4 protein-coding genes and 2 pseudogenes are annotated in these 6,325 nt (G+C 50.0%); all 6 read left to right on the forward strand.

Going from position 1 to position 6,325, the window contains the following annotated elements; translation table 11 throughout:
• Positions 1–1,810, forward strand: a pseudogene (locus tag HMPREF3119_RS19255) (phage tail tape measure protein); the annotation flags it as partial.
• Positions 1,807–2,283 carry a hypothetical protein gene (locus HMPREF3119_RS00445; protein WP_036412689.1) on the forward strand — a complete coding sequence of 159 codons (477 nt, stop codon included), beginning with the start codon at positions 1,807–1,809 and terminating at the stop codon, positions 2,281–2,283. The pseudogene HMPREF3119_RS19255 and the gene HMPREF3119_RS00445, both read left to right, overlap by 4 nt.
• Positions 2,283–2,753, forward strand: coding sequence for a DUF1833 family protein (locus HMPREF3119_RS00450; RefSeq protein WP_070577965.1), 471 nt, complete (start codon positions 2,283–2,285; stop codon positions 2,751–2,753). The genes HMPREF3119_RS00445 and HMPREF3119_RS00450 overlap by 1 nt, the downstream gene beginning before the upstream one ends.
• On the forward strand, positions 2,750–3,142 hold the full coding sequence (locus tag HMPREF3119_RS00455; RefSeq protein ID WP_070577968.1) for an NlpC/P60 family protein: 393 nt from the start codon (positions 2,750–2,752) through the stop codon (positions 3,140–3,142). The genes HMPREF3119_RS00450 and HMPREF3119_RS00455 overlap by 4 nt, the downstream gene beginning before the upstream one ends.
• Positions 3,129–5,600 carry a host specificity factor TipJ family phage tail protein gene (locus tag HMPREF3119_RS00460; RefSeq protein ID WP_070577971.1) on the forward strand — a complete coding sequence of 824 codons (2,472 nt, stop codon included), beginning with the start codon at positions 3,129–3,131 and terminating at the stop codon, positions 5,598–5,600. The genes HMPREF3119_RS00455 and HMPREF3119_RS00460 overlap by 14 nt, the downstream gene beginning before the upstream one ends.
• Positions 5,601–5,661: 61 nt before the next feature.
• Positions 5,662–6,325: pseudogene (locus tag HMPREF3119_RS19025) on the forward strand (hypothetical protein); the annotation flags it as partial.

The raw sequence follows: 6,325 nt of genomic DNA on the forward strand, positions 1-6,325 counted from the left end.
TGCAGCGCAAGCGAAGTTAAACGGGGAATTATTACAGGGTGAAGAGTTATTAAAGCGAGAGGCTAGCACTTTGCTACCTAACGCAGCCGCTGCTCTTCGCGCTTATGGCCTTGATCTTGATGGAGCAACTAAGGCAAAACAGAAATTCAACGCTGAAAGCTTAAAAGTCCAGTGGTCGGACGCTGGTGCTGATATGAAAAAGACGCTTGAACGTGAAATTGAAATGGCTGGCGCGAAGGATGACGTAGTTAAGCGTCAATTACAGGTCAAATATTACGTTGAAGATAAAGGGATATCAGGGCAGGAAGCTGAAAAACTTGCTGAATTAGCGGCTAAAGCTGGCGAGGCAAGCGAAGCAAAAAAAACCGGTATTAAAACATCAAGGGAAGCCGCAGCCGAGGCAAAAAAAGAAGCCACAGAAGCCGAAAAGCTCAAACAGAAGATAACTGACCTGGCTAATGCGACGAAGGTTGCAGAGTTGGAAACTAAAGGCCTATCCAGAGAGGCGGCAATCCTTGAGGCAGTGCAGAAGCTTGGGTCAAAGGCTAATGCAGCACAGATAGCCGAAATAACTGAACTTGCCGGTAAGGAGTACGACCTCACTCAGAAGATAAAAGACCGGAAAGATGCCTTTGAGCAGAATCCTAGGGTGAAAGCCGATCAGGATATGAAACTGGCTCAGGAGCAACTTGAGCGACAACTGAAAGGTAATTTGGTTACCGAAGAGCAATATCAGCAACGCAGGGCAGCGATACACGCTGAGTATTCGCGCAAAATATCGGAAGAAACATCAAATGGTCAGGTGAATATTGTCGCTGAGAATCGGGCGAAAATTGACCCAATTCAGGCACTGGCTAACGAAAATGCTCAGAAGCTGGCTCTGATGGAGTCGTACTATCAGGCAGAGCAGGCGTTGCTGAAGCAGTCGCAGCAGGACGGGCAAATCAGCCATGACCAGTATATCGCAGCCAAACAAGCCACGGACGCACAGTATCTGGCGCTGAAAACTGCACAGGATAAACAGTATCAGGAGCAGCAGCTTGCCGCGCAGTGGGAGTTACTGAGTCAGCAAAGCCTAGGCTATGACATGCTCACATCGGCGGTTGATTCTCTCTCAGGGAATGCGTCCAACGCTATCACCGGCCTGATCACACAAACCATGAGCTGGAGTGACGCTGCGCGGTCGCTGGGTAATACCATGCTTAACAGCGTGGTCAACTCTATCGTTCAGGTCGGCGTGGAAATGGCTAAAAACTTCATCCTCGGCCAGACATTGGGCGTTGCCACTCAGGCGGCAAACGCATCAGCAGCTGTTGCCGGTGGTGCTGCGGCTTTGGCTGCGTGGACTCCGGCGGCTATTGCGGCATCTATAGCAACGATGGGAGCGGCATCCGCGAGTGGTCTCGGTGCGTATACTGCGGCACAGGCGACCGGCGCAGCAACCAGTATCGGGATGAAAGCACTGACGATTGCCGGAGCGCGTAAAGATGGTGGCCCTGTATCTGCTGGTGAAATGTACCGGGTTGGTGAGGGCGGCAAGCCGGAGATATTCAAAGCGTCAAACGGCAACCAGTACATGATCCCAGGTGATAACGGCAAGGTTATCAGTAACCGTGATATTGGCGGCGGACAGGTGCCGGTGACGGTGAATATCAATGACTATTCATCCGGCGGCAGCAGGATTGATGCTCAGGCCAGACAGGACAGTAACGGCATGACCATAGATGTGTTTATCGCGGACATGGACAACAAGGGATCGATGCACAGCGCCATCACACGAAACACAACAGCATCTGCGAGGGTGAGATGATTATCGACTATCCTGACTGGCTTCCTCTGGCGCAGAAGTCAGACAAAAACATGACCATCGACACCGGTTACATGACAGATCAGCCACAGGTCGGCGCGCCGATATTCCAGAAACTGACTGATGACCTGAAAACGGTCTGGAATGTCACCTGGATATTCACGCTGGTACAGGAGCGGGCGTTTGCTCAGTGGCTGCGCCATCCTGATTATCTGGATAACTGTAACCGGTGGTTCCGGATGAAAATCGACATCGGCGGCAGCGGATTACAGGAACAGGAATTGCACTTTGTGTCATACCCGGTGCAGACCAGCGTTAACGGCGCATCAGTTACATGGACCGGTCAGGTTATCTGTAAAAACTTGCATAACGATGATGATGAATTCGGTGATGTGATTATCGAGTTCCCGCCGCCGTTCGGCAGTTGGCTGGATGTTATTGTCACTGAAACACTGCCACGGTGTAAGGAGGGATAATGCCGACATTGCGTGAGCTCCGCGCACAACGACCAAACCGCATCCTGTACGAAACACTTCAGCTATCACACCCGTCATTCGGCGACATTTACCTGATCACTCACCAGATTTTCCCGAAGATACTCGGCGGAATTGAATACCTGCCGTGTAACTTTGAGATGTCGGAGAGTCAGCAGAGTAAAACGCCGATCATCGACGCAAGCGTGAAATTTAGCCGTGTGGCGCATGAGTTTAAGCAGAAACTGAAAGCATGGCGGTCATATTCACGGATGGTGCCGGTCGAGGTGACGTACCGGCTTTTTGATGAGGCAGACAAAGGCACAGCAATCGTGCGCTGGAAGCTGTTTGCTAAGGATGTCTCACTGGATGCGGAAGCGGTATCAATGACACTTTCTATGACCAATCCGCTGAATAAGAATGTCGGACGCATTTATGAGCCGCAGGAGTGGCCGGGGCTGGAGGCTGTATGACGACAGACGAATTTACAGACAGGATGATCGGGGTGCCGTGGGTTAACCGGGCATGTTCGTTTACTGCGTGTGACTGCTGGGGGCTGGTAACGCTCTATTACCGGCACGTTGTTGGTGCTGAAATTCATCACGACAGCGGTTATGAATCTGACAGTGATTTTATGACCTGTTATCAAAATGAGGTGAATTTCTGGAAGCCGGAAGAACATCCGGTAAGTGGCGGGATATTTGTGGCCTATGACGGTTCGGTGCCGGTTCATGTCGGCGTTGTGCTCGGCGGAATGGTTCTGCACAGCCGTGGTGATAACGGACACGTCCGTCTGGACAGATTGCTGACCATTCAGCGGATTTACAGCAAAGTGGAGTTTATGACTTATGCCGGTAATTGAAATTCAGCGCCTGCCGGGAACGCCAAAAGAGAGAGTCGAAGTAAAATCCGGCTCTCTTTTTTTTGACTGGCTGAAAGAACAGAGCATCAGCAGCGACGTTGTGATCATGGTCAATGGTGTGCAGCTGACTGAGGGTGACAGCCTTGATTTTGTTGTCACTGAATCTCATCACATTCAGGTATTTGACCAGCCGAAAGGCGGTGCAATTGGAGACCTGTTAAGCCCGATATTCAAACTGGTGTCGAAGGTCTTCTCTTTTCTGGCACCAAAAACGCCGTCATTCACATCAGCAGACGCTAACGTTAAAGACAGTCCGAACAACCGGCTCACCGGGCAAACCAATGTCGCCAGAACATACCAGGCACGACCGGAAATTCACGGACAGGTGAGGGCATATCCTGATCTGATTCAGCAATCACTGTTTGAGTACATCGACAACAAGAAGAAGGTCACAGAGTGGATGAATTTCGGTATCGGGAAATTTGATATCGAAAACGTGAAATACTCGGAATCAGAATTAACCGCACTGGATGGTGCCAGTTATCAGATATTTCAGCCCGGTGAAAATATCCCTGAGATATTTGAGGGGTTTGAATTTCACGATGTTGACGGGCAGGAAGTGCCGGGACCAAATGAAAGTGATGAAATACCGCAGTATCAGGCAACGGCGAATGAGGTTATTTCCGGTGAGATAAAGGGCGGCGAGGCGATGATTAAAATCGCCAGGCAAGATGAGTTCGATTATTTCTATGACATCATCAAACCACGCTCAGTATCCATGACCGTGAGTGTTTCGTACAGCACACCAACCGGTAACGTGACAAAAGACATCAAAGTTGATGCTTATCTATCTGAGGCGAAAAAAACAGATGACGGATCAATCGTGTTGCCGAAAAAGTATTACGAGTTCTTCTTCACCAGCCTATCCGGTGGCGATCTGGCGACACTGCCGCCGAATGCTGTTGTTAATACCACGAAGTTCATTCTCTATGATAACCAGTATTTGACAGTCGGGCCGTTCTTCTCACCAATGGAAGGCGGGCAACTGTGGATCCATATAAACGCCCAGCTTGGCGAGGGTGATTATGCTAATGCCAGAATGGAATTCTGGAAGGTAAACGACGACAACGAGGAAATTCCAGGCACCAGGGAATCATATAACCGAGGATTTCCGGCAGCACCAAAGACAAAAAACTATTACAAAACGGAAAAATTCACACCACAAGGTGGGTACGGTCGATATGCATTCCAATTAACCAGGCTGGAAAACAGTAATGACCACAGCATCCTGAAACTGGAGAAGGCCCACATCATCCGCCGCAGGCTCAATGAGAAGCATCCGGACGATACTCTTGTTCGGGTAACAGTCAGAGCAACGGAGAACCCGACAAGCTCGCGTGAGCGCAAATATAACGCTCTGGTGACGCGGCATGTGATCAGCTATGACATGGTCAACCGCAAAGTGGATTACACAGAGCGGCCTTCACGCTCATTTGCTGATGCTGTGGCACATACGTGGCTGGTTACCGGCAAGCAGCCGGAGAACACTATCGACCTGCACGGACTGTATGAGATTTACGCAGGGCTGTCTGACAAGCGCCTCGGGTACTTCGATTACACATTTGATGATGAGGATGTATCGCTCGGCCAGCGCATCGAGACAATCTGCAACGTGGCGCGGGTGACAGCATTCTTTGACAACGGCGTGCTGACATTCTCCCGGGAGGAAGAGCGAAAATATCCGGCAGCGGTGTTTAACCGGTCAAATATCACCGGCAATAACTTTCGTATCTCATACGATATGTCGCTGCCGGGCGGGAATGACGGCGTTGAGGTTGAATACGTTAACCCGCGAACCAACAAAAAAACCTATCTGAAGTACCGTATCGAAAACGGTGCAGTGGTGAAAGGAGCAGCAAAAAGTCCGAACAAAATCACCCTGCACGGATGCCGTAACGAGTATCAGGCCACTGACCGTGCATTACTGGAAATGGACAGACTGATCAGCCAGCGGACAAGCATCAGCCTGCAAACACTGGCAGACGGTGACTATGTTTATCCCGGCGATATGGTACTGGTGGCAGACAGCTACGACAGCAATCAGCAGGGCGGACACATCACCGGCAGAGCCGGCAATGTATTCAGCACAAGTGAGCGCATTGAGTTTTCCGGCGACATGGTGGTGAGCATCACCGATCACCTCGGAAACACATCCGGAGAATATCCGGCACAGGCGCGGACTGATACGGATAAAGGCTTTATTGCCGATATCCCTGATATTCAGCTCAATATCTATGACGGCCATAATGTTCAGTCACCGTCACGATACATCATATCAACCGTCACTGAAATGGATGCCATGCGCTGGGTAGTCTCCGACAAGAAACCGGACGCAGACGGCACATTCTCTATCACCGCAAGTGAGTATTTCGCACCGAAAGCAGACTATAACGTCTGACATAACACTCAAACCACCAAGCCAGCCTCAGTGCTGGCTTTTTTATTGGAAGAAAAGGCACATGGCTACTATCCCTACTCAAAATGCAGTACCGAGTGAAGCACCGCGCGACCTGAAGTTTAACTCAGGCAAGATTGACGAATTCGTGACATCACTGGAACACGAATATAAAGACCGTTTTGGCCGCTGCCATATGACTATCGAAGGTATGAAATGGATGTTCGACCAGCTTGTTTTGCGATTCAAAGTCGATATGAATCAGGCAATAATTTCAGCTGGTTACATCACCGTTGATAGTTTCCAGCAGGGAGCGCAACTGCCAAACAATGAGATCACCCAGCGCAATCAGATTCTGCGTGACGAAACCACCGGTGAATATTATCGCTGGGATGGTGATTTGCCTAAGGTTGTTCCGGCTGGCTCCACTCCTGAATCAACAGGTGGTATCGGTAAAGGGGCGTGGGTGAGCGTTGGTGATGCGTCACTGAGGGGCGAACTATCAAAGCCAACAGGTGCCGACTTGATAGGTACTGAATCAGGGAAAACCGTTCAGGAGTTTCTTATCGCTAACGATAGTGCGGAATACAGAGCAAAAAATATAGCAAAACTAGCCTGGGTTGATTATCAGGTGCACAACCAAGGTAAGTTTGGAGTGTGTTTTTTGGGTGACTCAATGACTGCTGGATGCGACAGAACATCCAGTGATGTAATTCCACCTCAGGATG

This window comes from Morganella sp. HMSC11D09 (genome assembly GCF_001807955.1).
Taxonomy (GTDB): Bacteria; Pseudomonadota; Gammaproteobacteria; order Enterobacterales; family Enterobacteriaceae; genus Morganella; species Morganella morganii.

Excerpts from the sequence above, each read along its gene's own strand:
- HMPREF3119_RS00445 (WP_036412689.1), top strand. The coding sequence starts at position 1,807 with ATGATTATCGACTATCCTGACTGGCTTCCTCTGGCGCAGAAGTCAGAC.
- HMPREF3119_RS00450 (WP_070577965.1), top strand. The coding sequence starts at position 2,283 with ATGCCGACATTGCGTGAGCTCCGCGCACAACGACCAAACCGCATCCTG.
- HMPREF3119_RS00455 (WP_070577968.1), top strand. The coding sequence starts at position 2,750 with ATGACGACAGACGAATTTACAGACAGGATGATCGGGGTGCCGTGGGTT.
- HMPREF3119_RS00460 (WP_070577971.1), top strand. The coding sequence starts at position 3,129 with ATGCCGGTAATTGAAATTCAGCGCCTGCCGGGAACGCCAAAAGAGAGA.